Raw genomic sequence first — 16,892 nt, forward strand, 5'->3', positions numbered from 1 at the left:
CGTCATCGTCATCGTCGGTGTCGTCCGCGTCGGTCGGCGTGGACTCGGTTCCGGTGCCGACGATCTCGATGTCGTCGTCGTCGGGCTCGTCCTCGTCCTCGGCGCTCGCGGCGGCCTCCAACTCGGCCTCGGCGGTGGTGACCGCGGTGTCGTCGACGTCGGGGGTGGTGATGACGTCGTCGATCGCGTCGACCACGTCATCCCAGTGCTTGTCGATGAGACCGCCGATGCGTCCCCACAGTTCCTGCCCCTCTTTGCCGACGAAGTTCCGGGTACCGGTGGTGACCGCGCCGAGGATCGGGTTGCCGTTGAAAAACTTGGTGACCGTGGCCAACTCGCAGACCTCGCCGATGATGCGGACGATCTCGAGAACGTCCTCGAGCTCGGCCACGACCTCGGGGGTGGGATCCTCCGACGCCAGCTCGGGTACGCCGATCAGGTCGTAGGACTTGTCCTCGGCCGGCACCAGCTCCTCGGCCTTGAGCCCGACGACGGTCTCCCAGGCCGGGTGCTCGACGAGATCGTTGTCGTCGTTGTTGCGGATGAACGCGACGAGTTCGGCGACGCCCGGGAATCCGTAGAGATCCTCGTCGAGGCCGAGGAAGGCCTCCCATTCGTCGTCGCCTTCGCGCCAACGGGGCGCCCAGAGGGTGAACGCGTTTCCGTCGGTCAATCCGAGCTCGATCGGTACGATGTCTCCGGCCATGGGCATGAAGCCTAATCATTGGTTCTGTGAGCGGGCCAGTGGCCCTGGTCGTGGCCTTTCCGGCGGTGTCACCGGGGGCGATAGAAGCCCTCGAATGCCTGGTCGAGGTTGTTGGTCCGCAGCGGTGACACCTGGACCGGGTTGCCCGCTTCGACCATCTGAGAGTTTCCGATGTACATCGCCACGTGGCCGGACCACACCGCGAGGTCGCCGGGCAGCAACTCGGCGCGGTCGACGCGGTAGCCGGCGGTGTCCTGATCCTGGGCGAGCCGCGGCAGCTCCACTCCGGCTTGCCGATACGCGTACTGCGTGAGGGCACTGCAGTCCAGCCCCCGCCCGGGTGTCGTACCGCCCCAGACGTAGGGGACTCCCCGCTGCCCGAGCGCGGCCCGTACCGCGGTGGCCGCCCGCTGGTTCGGTGCGTAGGCCACCGAGCCGTCCGGCAGGGTGATCGGGACCGCGCCCGGGGTCGGTGGCCCACCGGGTCGGGCCGCCGCATCGGGTTCGTCGGGACCGGACGGGTCGACCGATGCTGACCGTGTCCTGGCGCCGCCCGCCGCGATCGGGCGTTTCGCCGGACCTCCCACCGCATCGCCGATGGCGGCGGCGACCCGGTGGGGAGTTCCCGGTGCGGTCGTCCTCCCGATCGATCGCAGTCGCCGCGACTGGCTGTCGAGTTCGGTGCGGGTGCGCTCAACGACGGTCAGCGCGCGCTGGAGGTGCGTGGCGGCCACGGGCAGGATCGTCGCGACGCCGGTCGGTGTGTACAACGCGGGACCCATCGCATCCGCCGCGCCGACGAACGAATCCAGGATCCCGCGCAGCTCGATCGCGGCTCGCCGGACCGACTGTGCCGCTTCTTCGATCACCGACGTCAGAGTGGCGCCGTCCTCGACGGCACGTCTCGTCTGCGATCGGTGCCGTCGGAGGGTGGCCCCGGCGTCGTCGCCTGCCGTCGATTCCCAATCCCGGATCGCGGCATCGAGGGCATGTCGCAGCCGCGCGTCGGTCCGGTCCAGCTCGGAGGTCGCCTCGCGCACCGACACCGAGGGGTCGGTGACCGAGGTCGATCCGGTTCCCACCGAGTCGAGCAGTGTCCGGATCGGGGCCGCGAGCGCGTCGACCGGGGTCATGCGGTGGCCGCGATGCCGGTGCCGGTGCTGTCGTCGGTGGTGCGATAGGCGGTGCCGGCGGCACCGACGTCGTGGGCGATCCGGTGCGATTCGTGTGCCACGGCGCCGACCTGCTCCCGGTACCGGTGGGTGGCCGACAGCGCGGCGGTTGCGAATTCTGTTCCGATCATTCCGAATACGACACCGAGCGCGATGGCGTCGAGATCGGCGTGCGACACCGCCGAGTCGATGTCGGAGGCGACCGTGACGTGGGTCGCGGCCACCGAGTCGAGAGTGGTCGGATCGACCGAGATGGGGTTCATGGGTGGTTCGACGGTGCGCGCGCCCGGACGGTTCCGGCGATTACTATCGCCGCATGGATGTCACCGTCGTCGATCACCCGCTGGCACGAGCACGACTGACGACGCTGCGTGACGAACGGACCGACAACGCGTCGTTCCGCGGCGCGCTCTCCGACCTCACCCAGATGTTGATCTACGAGGCGCTCTCCGGCGCCCCGGTCGCCGACGTCGAGATCACCACGCCGGTCGCGACGATGACCGGTGCGAAGCTGGCCGGCCCCCCGCTGCTGGTGCCGGTGCTGCGGGCGGGCCTGGGGATGGTGGAGCAGGCGCACGCGATGGTCCCGGAGTCGAACGTGGGTTTCGTCGGCATCGCCCGCGACGAGCAGACCCACCAGCCGGTGCCGTATCTGGAGTCTCTTCCCGACGACCTCTCGCGCACACCGGTGTTCGTGCTCGACCCCATGTTGGCGACGGGCGGCTCGATGCTGCACACGATCGAACTGCTCGTCGGTCGTGGTGCCGTCGACATCACCGCGGTGTGCGTGGTGGCCGCACCCGAGGGGGTGAGCGCGCTGGCGGATTCGGGACACCCGGTGCGACTGGTGACCGCGGCGGTCGATGACGGACTCAACGACAACGCCTACATCGTGCCGGGCCTCGGCGACGCGGGCGACCGCCAGTTCGGACCGCGCTGAGGGGTCCTCAGGCCCGTCCCGGCGACATCGCCGACCAGCGCCCACCGTCACGGCGCAGCACGACCGGATGTCGGAAGCAGTCACTGATCGACTCCGAGGTGAGCGCCTCGTCGACCGGACCCTGTGCGGTGGCGAGGCCGTCGCGCAGCAGCAGGGCGTGTGTGGTGCTGGCCGGCAGGTCCTCGAGATGGTGCGTGACCAGGATGCTCGCCAGGTCGCGAACCTCCGACCGGAGCTGATCGATCCCGATCAGCAGTTGTTCGCGCGCGGCCAGATCGAGACCGGTGGCCGGTTCGTCGAGGAGCAGCAGCGACGGTCGGGCCATCAGTGCTCGGGCCACGAGCGCCCGACCACGTTCGCCCTGACTCATCGTGGTCCACACCAGCGACCGGCGATCGCCCATCCCGAGCACGTCCAACAGGTCGTCGGCGTGCTGGTGCTCGGCGGCGGTGTAGGTGCGTCGGGCGTCGAGTTCCGGGGTGTTCGTCAGCCCCGTCAACACCACGTCGTGCGCGGCGAGCGGCAGGTCGAGGCGGTGGCGGGGGTCGACGTGACCGATGTGGGTGCGCAGCTCACGCATGTCCACCCGGCCCAGGCGCTTGCCGAGGACGTCGACGGTGCCGCTCGTGGGGTGACCGAACGCCCCGAGGATGTGCAACAGCGTCGACTTGCCCGCCCCGTTGGGACCGAGCAACGCCCAGTGCTGCCCGGCGGCCACCTGCAGGGTGATGTCGCGCAACAGGAATCGCCCGCCGCGGACCACGTCGATCCCCGATGCGGAGACCACCGTCGACACGTCGTCGTCGGTCATGACCCACCTTCCGCGAGCTGCCCCGCCTCGTCGCGCAGGCGGTCGAGCAGAGCGTCCGCCCGATCCTTGGCTGCCCGGAGATCACCTCGGTCGGACGGCGCGAGCGCCACCTCGAGATAGAACTTGAGCTTGGGCTCGGTCCCGGACGGACGGGCGATGAGCCGGATCCGTGCGCCCGGCGCCGATCCGGTGAACACGACGGCGTCGGTCCGTAGTGCGTCGGAACGGGTCGCGTGATCAGCCATGTCGACGGCGACGCCCGCCATCTCGGTCGGAGGGGTGGAGCGGAGTCGGGCCATGGTGTCGGCGATGTCGGACAGGCGTTCGGCCCGGATGGCGACCTGCCCGGTGCGGTGCACGCCGTGCCGGACGAACAGATCGTCGAGCGCGTCGCCGAGACCGCCGCCCGCGGCGGACCGGTCGTGCGCGAGGATCGCCAGGGCGACGGCGGCACTGATCCCGTCCTTGTCGCGCACCGCATCCGGGTCGACGCAGTGGCCGATGGCCTCCTCGTAGGCGTAGCGCAGGCCGTCGCCGGCCCGCACCAGCCACTTGAACCCGGTGAGGGTCCGCACGTGTCGAGCGCCCGCGGCGGCGGCGATCGCGGCCAGCATGCTGCCCGAGACGATGGTGCTGGCGACGAGGGGCTCGGCGGTGGACTCGACGCGGGGGTCGGCCTCGGCCAGTACGGCCGATCCGAGCAACGACCCGGTCTCGTCCCCGGTCAGCATCCGCCACCGTCCGTCGACGACTGCACCGACCGCGCACCGGTCGGCGTCGGGGTCGAGAGCGATCGCGATGTCGGCGTCGCGCCGGTGGGCCAGCGCGAGAAGCAGATCCGAGGCTCCGGGTTCCTCCGGGTTGGGGAACGCGACGGTGGGGAAGTCCGGGTCGGGCGCGAACTGCTCGTCGACAACCGCCACGTCGGTGAACCCCGCGCCGGCCAGTGCACGCAGCGCGAGGTCGCCGCCGACGCCGTGCATGGGCGTCAGCGCGATCCGCAGCGACGAGTGGCGGGTTCCCAGTCGCGACGCGATGCGGGCCAGGTACCGATCCGGTGCCGCGACGGCACGTGGATCCGGGTGCGGTGCGGTGGTCTGAGCCGGGTTGCGCGGCGGGATCGCGTCGGCGTCGATCAGCGCCTCGATCTCGGCATCGGCCGGCGGGATCAGTTGTGCCCCACCGTCGAGGTACACCTTGTACCCGTTGTCGGCGGGCGGGTTGTGGGACGCGGTGATCATCACGCCGGCGGCGGCCCCGAGTTCTCGGGTGGTGAAGGCCAGGACCGGGGTCGGCGCAGGGGAGTCCAGCGCCACGACGTCGAAGCCGGCTGATCCGAACTCTGCGACCGTGGTGGTGAAGAACTCCGCCGAGCCGTGGCGGGCGTCCCGTCCGACGACGACGGTCGCGCCCTGATGCCCGTGGTCGATCAGCCACTGCGCCAGCGCAGCGGTGGTGCGCCCGACGACCTCGACGTTCATGTGGTCTGCACCGGGTCCGACCGGACCGCGCAGTCCGGCGGTGCCGAAACGCAGTCGGGTCACAGGCCCTCGATGACCTTGGCCAGCAGTGTTCCCATGGCGCCTGCCGAGCTTCGTCCGACCTCGAGGACCTCGGCGTGATCGAGGGGTTCGCCGGTGATGCCCGCGGCCAGGTTGGTGACCAGCGACATCCCCAGCACCTCGAGGCCTGCGGCCCGCGCGGCGATGGTCTCGTGCACGGTGGACATCCCGACCAGGTCGGCGCCCATGGTGCGCAACATCCGGATCTCGGCCGGCGTCTCGTAGTGCGGCCCGGGCAGTCCCGCGTAGATCCCCTCGGCGAGGTCGGGACTCACCGACCGCGCGATCTCGCGCAGGCGCGGGGTGTACGCGTCGACCATGTCGACGAACTGCGCACCGTGCAGCGGTGACCGGGCGGTGAGATTCAGGTGGTCGCTGATCAGGACCGGCTGACCGACCGACATCCCGTCGCGCAGGCCGCCTGCGGCGTTGGTGAGGATGACCGTGTGCACGCCGGCGGCCGCGGCGGTGCGGACCGCGTGCACCACGCGCGCGAGAGGATTGCCCTCGTAGGCGTGGGTTCGTCCCAGCAGGACCAACACTCGACGCGTGCCGATCGCAACCGAGTGCACGACACCGGCGTGACCGGCTGCGCGCGGCGGTGTGAAACCGGGGAGTTCGGCCATCGGGATCGTCGTCGACGCGGCGCCCAGGGTGTCGGCGGCGGGCGCCCACCCCGACCCGAGCACCACCGCGACATCGTGCGCGGCCACGCCGGTTCGTTCGCCGATCACCGCGGCCGCGGCTGCCGCGGCGGCGTCGGCGTCGACGGTCGGATCGGTGACGGAGTTCGGCCGGGTCATGGACATCAAGGGTAGAGCGATCGCAACGCTGCGCACGACCTGAGCCCGTCCGGGCGCGCACGATATGGTCGTGCGATGCCGTATCTGAGTCGTACCGATGCCGTGTGGGAGCTCTACCTGGGCACAGAGGGTGCCGAGCTGGATCCGGACAATCCGGAGAACCGGTTCGGATCCACCTGGATGAGCACCGTGCACGATCTGCTCGACACCGTCGAGAAGGAGCCCGCGGGCGCCCTGGTCATCACCGCCACCGGCAAGTTCTTCAGCAACGGACTCGAGATCGCCGAGATCACCGACCCGTCGAAGATCGACCCCTACATCGACCTCGTCCACGCGCTCTACGCCCGGATCCTGTCGCTGCCGGTGGCCACCGTGGCCGCCATCAACGGCCATGCCTTCGGTGCGGGCGCGATGTTGGCCCTGTGTGCCGATCACCGAGTGATGCGGACCGAGCGCGGTTTCTGGTCGCTGCCCGAGGTCGTCCTCGGGATGCCCTTCCCGATCGGCATGACCTCGCTGCTGCGTGAACGCATCCCGGACGCGACGGTGACCGAGGCGATGACCACCGGTCGCCGCTACGGCGCCGTCGAGGCGGTCGAGTTCGGCATCGTCGACCAGGCCGTGGGTGCCGACGAGTTGCTGTCCACGGCCCGCGGGGTCGCCGCCGACCGGGTGCCGTTCGCGGGTCCGAACCTCGCCGTGATCAAGAAGGGCCTGCGTCGCACGCTGCTCACCGACCTGGCGACCCCGTCGGCCAACGGTTCGTGAGTCCGATCAGAACGGGTCCGGAGGCGATGCGGCACGTCGAGGACTGGCTCGCCCGGCACGGCGACGAACTCATCGGCTGGCGGCGAGACCTGCACGCGCACCCGGAGCTGTCGCGGCAGGAGTTCCGCACCACCGACTTCGTGCTCGCCGAACTCGCCGCAGCCGGTCTGTCCCCCCAGCGACTCCCACTCGGCACCGGCGTGGTGTGCGACCTGGGCCCGGCCGGCCCGGTGATCGCGCTGCGTGCCGACATGGACGCGTTGCCGATCGCCGAGCGGACCGGGTTGCCGTTCGCCTCCACCGTCGACGGGGTGTCGCACTCGTGTGGGCACGACGCCCACACCTCGATCCTGATCGCGGTGGCGAAGATCCTCGCCTCGGCGGGTGATCTGCCCGTCGGTGTCCGTCTGGTCTTCCAGCCGGCCGAGGAGGTGATGCCGGGCGGTGCCCGCGACGCTGTGGAAGCCGGTGTGACGCAGGGGGTCTCCCGATTCTTCGCGCTGCACTGCGACCCGAAGCTGGAGGTCGGCAAGGTGGGCCTGCGGCAGGGGGCCATCACCTCCGCCGCCGACCACGTCGATCTGCTGCTGCACTCGCCGGGTGGCCACACCTCGCGACCGCACCTCACCGCCGACCTCATCCACGCGATGGGCACCGTCATCACCGGCCTGCCCGCCGTGTTGTCGCGTCGCATCGACCCTCGTACCGGCACCGTCATGGTGTGGGGTGCCGCGCACGCGGGAAACGCCGCCAACGCGATCCCGCAGGAGGGGCGACTCAAGGGCACGGTACGCACCGGTGACCACGCGACGTGGGCGCTGCTCGAACCGCTCGTGCGTGAGGTCATCGGTGGACTGTTGGCCCCGTTGGCCGTTCCGTACGAGCTGAACTACCACCGCGGTGTGCCGCCGGTGGTCAACGACATCGAGGCGACCGCGATGCTGCGGCGCAGCGTCGCGGCGATCTCGGACGACGCCGTCGCCGACACCCCGCAGTCCGGCGGCGGCGAGGACTTCTCGTGGTACCTGGAGCACGTGCCCGGTGCGATGGGTCGTCTCGGCGTCTGGAGCGGCGTGGGATCGCCGGTGGATCTACATCAGCCCAACTTCGACCTCGACGAGCGCGCTCTCGCGATCGGGGTGCGGACCCTCGCGGGCCTGGTGCTCGGGGCGCCTGCGGCCTAGGACCTCACCGTCCGGTCCACACCGGCGCGCGCTTCTCCATGAAGGCGACGATCCCCTCGACGGTGTCCGACGAGGTGGTCAACCTGGCCAGCGCCTTCTCGGTCTGTTCCCATCCCTGCGACTCCGCCGGGACGGCACCGTCGACGATGCCGCGGGCGACGACCTTGCTGGCCTGCACGGCCAGTGGTGCGCACTCGGCGATGGTGTCGGCGAGTTCCAGTGCCGCGGTGAGGACATCGGCGGTGGGGACCACACGATTGACGAGACCCCAGCGCGCCGCGTCCTGGGCGGACAGAGGCGTGCCGGTCAGCATCAGCTCCATGGCGATGGCCCGCGGGATGGCCGACACCAGGCGGAACACCCCACCGGCACCGGCGATCAGTCCGCGCCGCACCTCGGGCAGACCGAACGTGGCGGTGTCGGCGGCCACCACGAGATCGCCGGCCAGCGCGAGTTCGGTGCCGCCTCCGAGGGCGTTGCCGTTCACCGCGCAGATGATCGGCTTGGTGATCGGGTGTCGGACGACGCCGGCGAAGCCCCAGTGCGCGGTCTCGGCCGGGGTGATCCCGGCCGGTCCCGAGGTGCCGAGTGCCTTCAGGTCGGCGCCGGCGCAGAACGTCGAGTCCCCGGCACCGGTCAGCACCACCGCGCGCACCGAATCCGTCGATTGCGCCGTCTCCCAGGCTTCCCCGAGTAGCTGGTGCACCTCGGCGTTGATGCTGTTGGCCGCCTTCGGGCGGTTGATGGTCACGAGCAGGGTGTGTCCGCGCTGCTCGGTGAGAACCACTGCGGTCATGTGTGCGCCTCTTCTCGGATGGTCACGGTGAGTCTGCCGTCTCGCTCGGTCACGCGGAGAGCGGTTCCGACGAGGCTGCGTGTCCCGTCGGCCGTGTGGCGGAGGAGCTCGGCGGCGTCACGCTCGTCGGTGTGGCCGACCACCCGGCGGCCGTCGACGGTCGTGGCGATGACCACGCCCATCCGGGGAGCGCCGTCACGGCCGAATTCGACCGTGGTGGTGACGATCTCGGCGTCACCGTCATAACCGATCGCGAGTGTCGGTGCCGAGGACTCGATCCGGACGTGGTCCGGTTCGCCGATGTAGCCCTCGGGGTGCGCGTCGCGGGAGAGCAGGACGGTGTGCTGGTAGGTGAGGTACCCACCGTTGGCGTGCACCATCGCCACCGTGCCCGGTGCGCCCGACCGCAGTAGTCGGGTGACCTCGGCGATGGCATGCAGGGAGTAGCTGTTGAGCGGGCCGCCGAACGAGCAGTGCCCGCCGAGCACGCTGGGCACCACCGAGTCCGGCAGGTCGAGCGCGCGCAGCAGGAGTTTCGGCACGATCGGGAAACAGCTGTAGGCATCGACGATCCCGATGTCGTGACCGGTGATCCCGGCGCGGGTCAGGGTCCGATCGACCGCGGAGATCAGTGCCGGCGAGTGCCCGAAGTGCTCCCGAGCGACGACGTCGGGCGTGTCGGTGGCGCCTGCCCCGCCCCACAGGTGGATGACACGATCCTGCGCCACACCGAGCTCCCGGGCGACCGCGAGCGAGCAGATCACCACGGCCGCAGCCTGATCGACGAACGGCATCGCATTCATCTGCAGGGGATAGGTGTCGCTGACCGACCGGTTGCCCGGTCCGACCGTGGCGATCTCGTCGGCCGTCCGGACGGTGGGTGTCCAGGCCACGGGGTGCGCGGCGGCGATCTCGGAGAAACGGGCGTACATCGCCGCCGACTCCTGCAGGGTCTCCTGCGGGGTGAGGCCGCGTTCATGGCCGAACCGGTTCTCGAACAGCGGGTACACCCGGGTCGGCGCTACGACGTTCGCACGACGCATGTCGTCGCTGCCGAGATCGTCGGTGCTGAAATCGGGCGGCCCGCCGGGTTCGCGCCGCCATCCCTGCGCCACCGGGTCGGTGCCTGACTTCGCCAGTGCACGCGTCGATGCCGCGGATTCGCCACCGATCAGCAGAGCCACCGACGTGGTTCCCGCGGCGATCTGCGACCCGATGCGGTCGAGCAGCGCCGCGGGCCAGTGGCCGCCGATGGAGCTGGTCAGGGTCTGTGGCGACGACGCCCCGATGTGTCGGGCGATCAGACCGGGCATGTCGTCGTAGGACCAGCTCGCGGTCTTGACGGCGTAGATGGTGTCGACCCGTGCTCCGAGGTCGGCCACGCCGGTGTCGGCGATCGCGGCGTCGGTCGCCTCGGCGATCAACGCGGCCGGTTCACGCGGCTCGACGACGCCACCGGCACCGCCCGATCTCAGGTCGGACACACCGATGACGACGGGGACTGTACTGGGGTCTACCACGCCTCGACCGTAATACAGACAGTGAGTGTCTGTAAAAGGTGGTCAGGTGTGATTCACGACTCGACGAGGGCTCGCAGGACCGTCTCGACGACGAGTTCGGAATGGCGGGGGGACGCGCCGGTCTCGGCATCTCGATGGGGGTGGGAGAACAGTGCGTGGCTCAGCACCGCGCCCGTCACGAGTTCGAGGAGCAGCGTGGTCGAGGTGGTCGGGGGGAGCTCGCCACGGGCGACCGCGCGACTGACGATCGCTCGGGTGGTGACCAACCGGCTCTGGTTGAGGGTGTCGGTGAGGTGGGCCAGCAGGTCGGGGTTGACCATCGCGTCGAGGGTCACCCGGATCGAGACCAGTCCGGCGAGTTCGGCGTAGCCGCGCGCCAGCTGGTCGGACAGCTCGATCAGGTCGCCGCGCACCGAGCCGGTGTCGATGGGCGCCGGCAGGGGACTGCGGGCCTCGAGCGCGGCGACGAGCAGGTCCTCCTTGCTGGTCCACCGCCGGTACAGGGCTGCGCGGCCGACACGGGCTCTTCGGGCCACGGCGTCGAAGGTGAACCCCCGCCAGCTGGTCTCCCAGTAGACCTCCAGGACGGCGTCGAAGACCCGGACCTCCATGTCGGCGTCGCGGGGTCGTCCGCGACCACGCCGCTCCTCGAGCGCCATGTGAGGCGGCGGCTCAGGTGTCGAGCGTGTCGCCGGGGCCGGGCCCGACGTTGCGGGCGTCGCGGACGCGCAGTGCGTGCACGTAGTCGGCCGGGGCGCCCGCGATCTCCGCGGCCTCCGACATCACGCCGAGGTAGCGCGCCGACGGTAGCCCACCCTCGAACGCGTCGAGCACGTAGAGCCACGCCAGGACCGCTCCGTCATCGGTGTGCACCCGGGCACGGATCTTGCGGTGGATCCCGAGCTCGGACCCCTCCCAGCTGTCCAGGGTCAGTTCGTCCTCGGGTGTGACGTCGTAGAGGACGACGAACACGCGCGCATCCGGGTCGTCGGGGTCCTCGGTGACGGTCGCCAGGGCGCCCTCCCAGCCGATGTCGCCACCGCCGAACGTCAGCCGCCAGCCGTTCAGCCAACCGGTACCCGCCATCGGCGAATGCGGGGCACGTTCCATCATCTGGTCCGGGTGCATGTTGGAGCCGTAGGCGGCGTATATCGGCACGGCGAAAGCCTAGATGAGCCCCGGTGGCCATGTGAGAGCGCGGTCGGCGAAGTCGGTCATGGATCGACTAGCGTTTCCCGCGAGGCATGTCCACAAGACGGGCCGACCACGAACTCACAACCACAGGAGTGATGTCAGCGCATGACCAGGATCGCGATCATCGGCGGCGGACCCGCAGGATACGAGGCCGCGCTCGCCGCGACCGCCTACGGCGCGGACGTGACGGTCATCGACTCGGACGGGATCGGCGGCGCCTGCGTGCTGTGGGATTGCGTTCCGTCGAAGACCTTCATCGCCTCGACCGGCATCCGCACCGAGGTGCGCCGAGCGGTGGACCTGGGCATCAACCTGCATCACGACGACGCGCTGGTGTCGCTCCCGCAGATCCATCAGCGGGTCCGTGACCTGGCATTCGCGCAGTCCGCCGACATCCGGTCCCGATTGGTCAGCGAGGGCGTCCACCTGGTCGCCGGTCGCGCCCGACTGGGCGACGCCGAGATCGGCATGTCGACGCACCGGGTGATCGTCACCCCGGTGGACGAGCGCGCCGACGGTGTCGAACCCGATCCGGAGATCACCATCGACGCCGACGTCGTCCTGATCGCGACGGGCGCGTCGCCGCGTGTACTGCCCGACGCCCAGCCGGACGGGGAACGCATCCTCACCTGGCGTCAGCTCTACGACCTCGAGGAGCTGCCCGAACACCTGGTGGTGGTCGGTTCCGGTGTCACCGGCGCCGAGTTCGTGCACGCCTACACCGAGCTCGGCGTGCGGGTCACGCTGGTCTCGAGCCGCGATCGGGTGCTGCCCGGCGAGGACGAGGACGCCGCCCTGGTACTCGAGGACGTCCTCGCCGAGCGGGGTGTCACGTTGATCAAGCACGCCCGTGCCGACGCGGTCCGGCGCACCGACGACGGTGTCGACGTCCACCTGGCCGACGGCAAGGTCGTCTCGGGATCGCACGTGCTGATGACGGTCGGATCGGTGCCCAACACCGGGGGACTGGGGTTGGAGAACGTCGGCATCGAGTTGTCGAAGGGCGGTTACCTCACCGTCGACCGGGTCTCGCGCACGACGGTGCCCGGCATCTACGCCGCCGGTGACTGCACCGGGTTGTTGCCGTTGGCGTCGGTCGCGGCCATGCAGGGCCGCATCGCGATGTACCACGCGCTCGGCGAGGGAGTCGTCCCCATCAAGCTCAAGACCGTCGCGTCGGCGATCTTCACCCGCCCCGAGATCGCCACCGTCGGCGTCACCCAGCAGGCCATCGACGACGGTGAGTACCCGGCCCGCACGGTGATGCTGCCGCTGTCGACCAATCCGCGCGCCAAGATGAGCGGGCTGCGCAGAGGTTTCGTCAAGATCTTCTGTCGACCGGCGACCGGCGTGGTCATCGGCGGAGTCGTCGTGGCCCCCAATGCATCCGAGCTGATCCTGCCCATCGCCCTCGCGGTGCAGAACAAGCTGATGGTCAACGATCTGGCGCAGACCTTCTCGGTGTACCCCTCGCTCACCGGCTCGGTGACCGAGGCGGCTCGCCAGCTGATCCGACACGACGACCTGGACTGATCTGTCCCGATATCTGGGAAGGTACTTTCACCCTGTGGAATACGGGGCGTAGCGTGAGCGACGGGACATCCCCAGTCATCTGGTGACCACACGTATCACCGACTCACCTCGTACTTTCCTGGAGTCCCACGTGTCCGCACCTGTCGTCACCCCGTCCGCCGCACTGTCCAACGTCCGCGGTTCGGCGATCCGTGACCTGCTCAGCCTCACCGAGCGCCCCGACGTCCTCAGCATGGCCGGGGGGCTGCCCGCCACCGAGTTGATCCCGCAGGAGCGGATCGCGCTGGCCGCACAGCGCGCAGTCGGTGATCGAGACCTCCTGCAGTACACGGTCAGCGCGGGTCTACGCGAGTGCCGCGACGCCGTTGCGCGACACGAGGGCGTCGACACCCCCGAGCACGTGCTGATCACCCACGGTTCGCAGCAGGCGCTGTTCCTGCTCGCCCACGCGTTGGTCGATCCCGGCGACCTCGTCGTCGTCGACGATCCGGTGTATGTCGGTGCGCTGCAGGTCTTCCAGTCGGTGCGCGCCGACGTCCGAGGTCTGCCGCTGACCGCCCGTGGCATCGACACCGACCTGCTCGAGCAGTGGTGTGCCGACGGCGCGCGGCCGACGATCGTCCACACCGTCAGCTCCTTCCACAATCCGGGCGGCGTGACCGCCGACGACGGCAGACGAGCGCACCTCGCTCGCCTCGCCGAGCGGTACGGCTTCTGGATCATCGATGACAACCCGTACGGCCAGTTGCGGTTTCGAGGGACCGAACCGACGCCGTGGCGGCGTTTCGGCGACCGCGTCATCAGTCTGGGCACCGTGTCGAAGATCCTCGCGCCGGCACTGCGCGTCGGATGGTGCGTGGCGCCGCCGCCGGTGATCGCGCTCGTCGAGCGACTGCGCCAGGGCGCAGACCTGTGCGGCTCGACCTTCACCCAGGCAATGGTCGCCGACCTGCTGACCGACCGCGCCTGGCTCGACGGCCACATCGACGTCATCCGCGACGCGTACCGATCTCGTGCCATGGCGCTCGTCGAAGCGCTCACGACCCACCTGGGATCGGCGGCCGAGTTCACCAGGCCCGAGGGCGGGATGTTCTGCTGGGTCCGTCTACCCGGCGTGGACACGAGCGCGTTGCTCGACACGGCTGTCGCGCACGGCGTGGCCTACGTCCCGGGGTCGGCGTTCGCGGTCTCCCGTGACGCCGGCGACTGCCTGCGACTCAGTTTCGCGACCCTTGCGCCCGCCGACATCGACCGGGCGGTGACCCGCCTGGCGAGGGCGCTCGGATAGCCGAGCGGCCCCGGCGTCAGGCGTGTCGGGCCCGGAGCACGACATCATGGGTGTGACGTCCACCCCCGGCGGCCACGTCGCGCGGTCGGCGGGTGTCCAGCGCGACATGCCAGTCGCCCGCGAGGAGCGCGGCGACCATGTCGGCGGTCCCCACATAGTCGGCGGGATCGAATCCGTGTGCGCGCGCCGTCTCGGCATCCATGTCGGCGTGGTGGACGACGAGCAGGAGTCCGCCCGGGGCCACCGCCGCCATCAGGGCATGTTCGGCCCGACGATCGGTCGAGCTGGGCAACGCGGGGTAGTGCACCGTGACCAGGTCGAACCGGTCGGACACGGCCAGTCCGGACAGGTCCGAGAGCTGCCAGGTCACCTCGACCCCGGCTCGTCGCGCGGCCTCGGCGCCGCGATCGATGGCCACGCGGGACACGTCGAGTGCGGTGACCACCCAGCCCTGCTGCGCGAGCCAGATCGCGTCGGCGCCCTCACCACAGCCGACGTCGAGGGCCCGTCCGGCGGGCAGCTCACCGACCTCCGCGACCAGTGAGCCGTTGGGCCGACCACTGAACAACTGCTCCGAACCGCTGAACCGTTCGTCCCACTCCGCGGCAACCGCCTGTGCATCCGTCATGTGTGCAGCCTGTCGGATCAGACCCGCCCGGCGCCAGCAGTGTTGCCGTTCCGGCAAGTTCAGGGGTGCTCGGGGAGCAGCGCCGCCGCCGTTTCGGCGAAATCAAGCACCAGCCGTGTACGTCGTCCGGTCGGCCAGGCGACGGCGACGTGATTGGGCCCGAGGTCATCCACGGTCAGCGACACCACGCCGTGTCGGGTGTAAAAGGCCGCGGTGGAGGCCGGTATGACGGCGATCCCCTGGCCCTGGGCGACGAGTTCGAGCTTCTCCTCGACACTGCCGATCGGCGGTACGGATCGACGCTCGCCACCTCTCATCTCGGTGGCCACCGCTCGCCATTCCGGCACGGCACCGGGATCCTGGAGCAGATGGTCGTCCGCCAGCTCTGCCATGACGATCCGATCGTGATGCGCCAGTGGGTGATCCGCGGGAACCATCGCGACCCGCGGCTCATCGAACAACGGGTGCACCTCGAGGCCCGTCCGGTCGATCGGCAGCCGCACGATGCTGATGTCGGCACGTCCGTCGTGCAGTACCTGAACCTGGTCGTCCCAGCTCGTCCGCAGCAGGCGGGTGGCGAGATCGGGGTACCGGGATCGCATCGATCCGATCACCGAGGTGAGGGTGATGCCCGGCATGAAGCCGATCGTGAGGGTGACCCCACCTTCGGCCGCCGCCCGGACACGACGGGTCAGCGCCTCGCTCGCGGCGAGCAGAGGACGTGCGTCGTCGAGGAGCTGCTGTCCCACGACGGTGAGTCTGGTGCCTCGGCGGTCGCGGTCGAACAACTCGACACCGAGCTCGTCCTCGAAGGCGCGGATCTGCCGCGACAGCACGGGTTGCGCGATGTGCAGGCGTTCGGCGGCCCGGCCGAAGTGCAGCTCGTCGGCGACCGCGACGAAGTAGCGCAGCTTGCGCAGATCGACATCGGCGATGCTCATCGCGACCAGTGTGGCTCATGCACGCGCGAACTCGCTGAGTGGATCTCCATGTCGCGGGGCCCAGTCGAGGTCGGCCTGGGCGCGCGCCGAGGTCAGTTGCTGGTCGAGAACGAACGCATCGGCGACGGGTCCCATCGACGCGCGTGCCTCGTCGATGGTGATCGACCTCGTCGCGCCGTTCAAGCCGGCGCCCTGTGCGCACGCCTGAGCAACACGCTCGGCGGTGGGCGCGACATCACCGACGCCGAGATACACCGATCCGGCCGCCGCGGACAGGGCCGCGACGTAGAGCCGGGCGAGGTCGTCGACGTGGACCAGGGACCAGTGGTTCGCGCCCGTGCCGATCACGGGGATCGCCCCATGGCCGATGCCCGGTCGGATGAAGAACTCGTCGATGAGACGGTTGTCGCCGCCGTAGAGCAGTCCGGGCTGGATGATGACGGGCCGACCGCCCGTCGCGGCACGGCGGAGAACCGCCTGTTCGACCGGTCGCCGCCAGGCCACGAGACCGGGCGGGTTCCATGGAGCGGATTCGTCCGCGGTCCCGTGGGTGTCGCCGTACACCCAGCTTCCACCCGTGTGGATGTAGACGCCCGTGCCGACGCCGTCCTGCATGGCGGTGGCCGCCGACAGGTCCTCGTCGCCGGAGGATGCCTGGGCGAGGTGGATGACGGCCTCCGATCGGGCGGCGGCCTGGTTGAGCACGTCGAGGTCGCGCAGTCCGCCGCGCACCGCCGTGGCACCGAGGGACTCGACTGTCGCACCCGCCCGTTCGCTTCGGGCGAGTCCCTCGACCGCGTGGCCCTGGGCGAGGAGTTCGCCGACGATCGCTGCGCCGATGTATCCGGACCCGCCTGTGACGAACACCTTCATGTGAATTCCCCTCTCGAACAATCGGTTCGACTTCACCGTGCCGTGTGGAGACGGCGGCGTCCAATACCTGCTCGGTCGGCTGTGATGCCCGTGCGGTATCAGCCGCCGGACGCGTTCCGCGGAATGCATCCGCGCCGAAGGTCGACCGTCGCCGCCGCCTGACCCAGTGTCGG

At 70.0% G+C, this 16,892-nt stretch carries 17 protein-coding genes and 1 pseudogene; 5 read left to right on the forward strand and 13 right to left on the reverse strand.

Annotated elements, in window-relative coordinates; all coding sequences use genetic code 11:
- From JHC79_RS04585 to JHC79_RS04595, 3 genes and pseudogenes are all read right to left on the reverse strand, one after another.
- Nucleotides 1–706: pseudogene (locus tag JHC79_RS04585) on the reverse strand (primosomal protein); the annotation flags it as partial.
- A gap of 68 nt (nt 707–774) precedes the next feature.
- Nucleotides 775–1,839 (reverse strand): C40 family peptidase, encoded by a 1,065-nt coding sequence (locus JHC79_RS04590; RefSeq protein ID WP_296388797.1) that lies wholly within the window; start codon nt 1,837–1,839, stop codon nt 775–777.
- Nucleotides 1,836–2,141: a type VII secretion target gene (locus JHC79_RS04595; RefSeq protein ID WP_296388799.1), complete on the reverse strand. Its 306-nt coding sequence runs from the start codon at nt 2,139–2,141 to the stop codon at nt 1,836–1,838. The genes JHC79_RS04590 and JHC79_RS04595 overlap by 4 nt, the downstream gene beginning before the upstream one ends.
- Nucleotides 2,142–2,194: 53 nt before the next feature.
- Here JHC79_RS04595 and upp point away from each other — a divergent pair, with 53 nt between their 5' ends.
- A complete protein-coding gene (gene upp / locus JHC79_RS04600; protein ID WP_296388801.1) occupies nt 2,195–2,818 on the forward strand; it encodes a uracil phosphoribosyltransferase in 624 nt (207 codons plus the stop codon).
- A 7-nt stretch (nt 2,819–2,825) separates the two neighbouring features.
- Here upp and JHC79_RS04605 read toward each other — a convergent pair whose 3' ends face one another.
- Genes JHC79_RS04605 through JHC79_RS04615 form a run of 3 tightly spaced genes read right to left on the reverse strand, consistent with a single transcriptional unit; the run spans nt 2,826 to nt 6,000 of the window.
- A complete protein-coding gene (locus tag JHC79_RS04605; protein WP_296388803.1) occupies nt 2,826–3,629 on the reverse strand; it encodes an ATP-binding cassette domain-containing protein in 804 nt (267 codons plus the stop codon).
- Nucleotides 3,626–5,173 (reverse strand): phospho-sugar mutase, encoded by a 1,548-nt coding sequence (locus tag JHC79_RS04610; protein WP_296388805.1) that lies wholly within the window; start codon nt 5,171–5,173, stop codon nt 3,626–3,628. Before JHC79_RS04610 ends, JHC79_RS04605 begins: the two co-directional genes overlap by 4 nt.
- Nucleotides 5,170–6,000 (reverse strand): purine-nucleoside phosphorylase, encoded by an 831-nt coding sequence (locus JHC79_RS04615; RefSeq protein WP_296388807.1) that lies wholly within the window; start codon nt 5,998–6,000, stop codon nt 5,170–5,172. The genes JHC79_RS04610 and JHC79_RS04615 overlap by 4 nt, the downstream gene beginning before the upstream one ends.
- Nucleotides 6,001–6,069: 69 nt before the next feature.
- Here JHC79_RS04615 and JHC79_RS04620 point away from each other — a divergent pair, with 69 nt between their 5' ends.
- Both JHC79_RS04620 and JHC79_RS04625 read left to right on the forward strand, forming a co-directional pair.
- Nucleotides 6,070–6,762, forward strand: coding sequence for an enoyl-CoA hydratase/isomerase family protein (locus JHC79_RS04620; RefSeq protein WP_296388809.1), 693 nt, complete (start codon nt 6,070–6,072; stop codon nt 6,760–6,762).
- Between the two features lie 26 nt (nt 6,763–6,788).
- Nucleotides 6,789–7,946, forward strand: coding sequence for an amidohydrolase (locus JHC79_RS04625; RefSeq protein WP_296388930.1), 1,158 nt, complete (start codon nt 6,789–6,791; stop codon nt 7,944–7,946).
- A gap of 4 nt (nt 7,947–7,950) precedes the next feature.
- Here the strand turns inward: JHC79_RS04625 and JHC79_RS04630 are convergent, their stop codons facing one another.
- The 4 genes from JHC79_RS04630 to JHC79_RS04645 are packed head-to-tail and all read right to left on the reverse strand — an operon-like array spanning nt 7,951 to nt 11,420.
- Entirely contained in the window at nt 7,951–8,742 is a 792-nt protein-coding gene (locus tag JHC79_RS04630) for an enoyl-CoA hydratase-related protein (RefSeq protein WP_296388811.1), read from the reverse strand.
- The gene (locus JHC79_RS04635) at nt 8,739–10,262 is read right to left on the reverse strand and encodes an acetyl-CoA acetyltransferase (RefSeq protein WP_296388813.1); all 1,524 of its coding nucleotides are present in this window, start codon (nt 10,260–10,262) and stop codon (nt 8,739–8,741) included. The genes JHC79_RS04630 and JHC79_RS04635 overlap by 4 nt, the downstream gene beginning before the upstream one ends.
- A 53-nt stretch (nt 10,263–10,315) precedes the next feature.
- Nucleotides 10,316–10,921, reverse strand: coding sequence for a TetR-like C-terminal domain-containing protein (locus tag JHC79_RS04640; RefSeq protein ID WP_296388814.1), 606 nt, complete (start codon nt 10,919–10,921; stop codon nt 10,316–10,318).
- A 13-nt stretch (nt 10,922–10,934) separates the two neighbouring features.
- Entirely contained in the window at nt 10,935–11,420 is a 486-nt protein-coding gene (locus tag JHC79_RS04645; RefSeq protein ID WP_188490716.1) for a gamma-glutamylcyclotransferase, read from the reverse strand.
- 141 nt (nt 11,421–11,561) lie between these two features.
- On the opposite strand from JHC79_RS04645, the gene JHC79_RS04650 reads away from it, so the two are divergent.
- On the forward strand, nt 11,562–12,989 hold the full coding sequence (locus JHC79_RS04650; RefSeq protein WP_296388819.1) for an NAD(P)H-quinone dehydrogenase: 1,428 nt from the start codon (nt 11,562–11,564) through the stop codon (nt 12,987–12,989).
- Between the two features lie 130 nt (nt 12,990–13,119).
- Nucleotides 13,120–14,277, forward strand: a complete 1,158-nt coding sequence (locus tag JHC79_RS04655; protein ID WP_296388822.1) for a PLP-dependent aminotransferase family protein — start codon at nt 13,120–13,122, stop codon at nt 14,275–14,277.
- Between the two features lie 16 nt (nt 14,278–14,293).
- Here JHC79_RS04655 and JHC79_RS04660 read toward each other — a convergent pair whose 3' ends face one another.
- From JHC79_RS04660 to JHC79_RS04670, 3 genes are read right to left on the reverse strand one after another with little or no spacing between them, the layout of a single operon-like run.
- Nucleotides 14,294–14,905, reverse strand: a complete 612-nt coding sequence (locus tag JHC79_RS04660; RefSeq protein ID WP_296388824.1) for a class I SAM-dependent methyltransferase — start codon at nt 14,903–14,905, stop codon at nt 14,294–14,296.
- A gap of 59 nt (nt 14,906–14,964) precedes the next feature.
- The gene (locus JHC79_RS04665) at nt 14,965–15,846 is read right to left on the reverse strand and encodes a LysR substrate-binding domain-containing protein (RefSeq protein WP_296388826.1); all 882 of its coding nucleotides are present in this window, start codon (nt 15,844–15,846) and stop codon (nt 14,965–14,967) included.
- Nucleotides 15,847–15,861: 15 nt separating this feature from the next.
- The gene (locus JHC79_RS04670) at nt 15,862–16,719 is read right to left on the reverse strand and encodes an NAD-dependent epimerase/dehydratase family protein (RefSeq protein WP_296388829.1); all 858 of its coding nucleotides are present in this window, start codon (nt 16,717–16,719) and stop codon (nt 15,862–15,864) included.
- Between the last annotated feature and the right edge of the window lie 173 nt (nt 16,720–16,892).

Origin of the sequence: Williamsia sp., from assembly GCF_016462415.1 — a bacterium.
Taxonomy (GTDB): Bacteria; Actinomycetota; Actinomycetes; order Mycobacteriales; family Mycobacteriaceae; genus Williamsia_A.